The 1,737-nt window shown below is 61.9% G+C and carries 1 protein-coding gene and 1 pseudogene; both read right to left on the bottom strand.

The window, feature by feature from the left end; genetic code table 11:
* Positions 1-148 precede the first annotated feature (148 nt).
* On the bottom strand, positions 149-964 hold the full coding sequence (istB, locus tag AWB68_RS44570; protein ID WP_087650413.1) for an IS21-like element helper ATPase IstB: 816 nt from the start codon (positions 962-964) through the stop codon (positions 149-151).
* Positions 961-1,662: pseudogene (locus AWB68_RS44565) on the bottom strand (Mu transposase domain-containing protein); the annotation flags it as partial. The gene istB and the pseudogene AWB68_RS44565, both read right to left, overlap by 4 nt.
* Between the last annotated feature and the right edge of the window lie 75 nt (positions 1,663-1,737).

Raw genomic sequence — 1,737 nt, 5'->3', positions numbered from 1 at the left:
GCGCCCACATGTAGGCGTCCAGCACGCCCAGCGGTTCGCGCGACGGCGTCACCGCGTAAGTCGGATGCAGATACATGGACAGCGTCAAGCAGGATGTCCGGTTTACCGACATTCATCTTGGCCGGGCGGTCGAGGTGATTGTCGCTGTTTAGTTCGGCATGGGTGTCGCTCCGTTCGAGTGGTCAGCGGGTAATTGACGGCGCCGCTCTTTCTGTTTGTCGCTGGCTGTGCGGCGCCGATAGCTTTCAACATTCAGTTCGAAGATCGTCGAGTGATGCACGAGCCGGTCGATGGCCGCCACTGTCATGCCGGGGTCCGGGAAGACGTCGTTCCAGCCGGAGAACGGTTGGTTGGCCGTTATGAGAAGACTTTTCCGCTCATACCTCTCGGCGATCAACTCGAACAGCACGCTGGTTTCGGCCTGGTCTTTCCTCACATACGAGAGATCATCAAGGATGATCAGGTCGAACCGGTCGAGCTTCGCGAGCGCCGAAGGCAGCTGCAGGCTCTGGCGAGCGATCTGGAGTTTCTGCACGATTTCGCCGGTGCGCGTGAACAATACGCGATAGCCGGTGTCGATTAGCGCATGGCCGATGGCGGACCCCAAATGACTTTTGCCGCCGCCGGGTGGACCGAACAAGAGGATCGTGGCGCCTTTCTCAAGCCACGAATCGCCGGTGGCCAGCGCCATCACATGTGCCTTCGAGACCATGGGCACGACGCCGAAGTCGAAGGTGGCGAGCGTCTTGGTCGGATCCAGATGTGACTCGGTACGATGACGCTCGGTTCTCCGTTTGGCCCGCTCGGCGAGTTCGTGCTCGAGCAATGCACCGAGTAGCCGAGACGCCTGCCAGCTTTCCTTGTCCGAGCGTTCAGCGAAGTCCGGCCACAACCGTCCGATCGTAGGCAGCCGCAATTCGTTGAGCATCAGCGCGATACGGCCAGCATCGTAGGCGGCGTTCATGCGAGCACCTCCTCATCGAGCAACGTGTCGTAAAGCGCGGCGCACGGCATCTCGACGACAACCACCGGACACTCGGCCTGGCGCGGCGCGAACTCATCGAACAGCGCCTTCAGATCGGGCAGTTCACCGAGTTCGAGCAATACTTCGAGCCTCTCGGCCAGTTGCGCCTCGACGCCGTGGTTTCCTGCCAGCTCAAGCAGGCCCACCATGGTCTTGCATGCACTGCGCGGCGTGAGCGCCGCCTCGAGGCGCTCCCAGGTCCGACGGTAGGCTTCCCGTGGAAACAGATCGTCACGGAACGCGAGGCCCCTGAAGGCCTGCGGCTTGCGTTTGAGCGAATCGATGAAGTGCCGGTAGTCGATGCCGCGACCTCTCCGTTTGGTCGTGTGCGTGGCTCTCGCCGTGCTGTGCACGAGCGCGCCGGACAGATAGCAATCGAGCCGGTCACTATAGAGACGCACCTTCAGGCGATGACCGATCAGCCGCGACGGGGCGCTATACAGTACGCAACGCACGGTGAACGTGCCGCAGCGTGTCACGCGTGCCTCTTCCTCGGCAAAGTCGGTGGTACGGTGCTCAGGCAGATCCAGCAGGTGTTCGCGCTCAATCTGGAACGCTGCAGCATTGCGCCGGTTGCGGCGCATCACCACCCCGCGCACGAACTCGTCATACGCGGCTCGGTCCGCGAAATCGCGGTTGCGTATTCCGGTGATCGTGACCGCTCATTCCGGCTGAACGTGACCGCTGCGCATGAGATGGTGGTACGCGACTAG

The organism is Caballeronia choica (genome assembly GCF_001544535.1).
Classification (GTDB): domain Bacteria; phylum Pseudomonadota; class Gammaproteobacteria; order Burkholderiales; family Burkholderiaceae; genus Caballeronia; species Caballeronia choica.
This window is presented reverse-complemented; position numbering and strand designations above follow the sequence as displayed.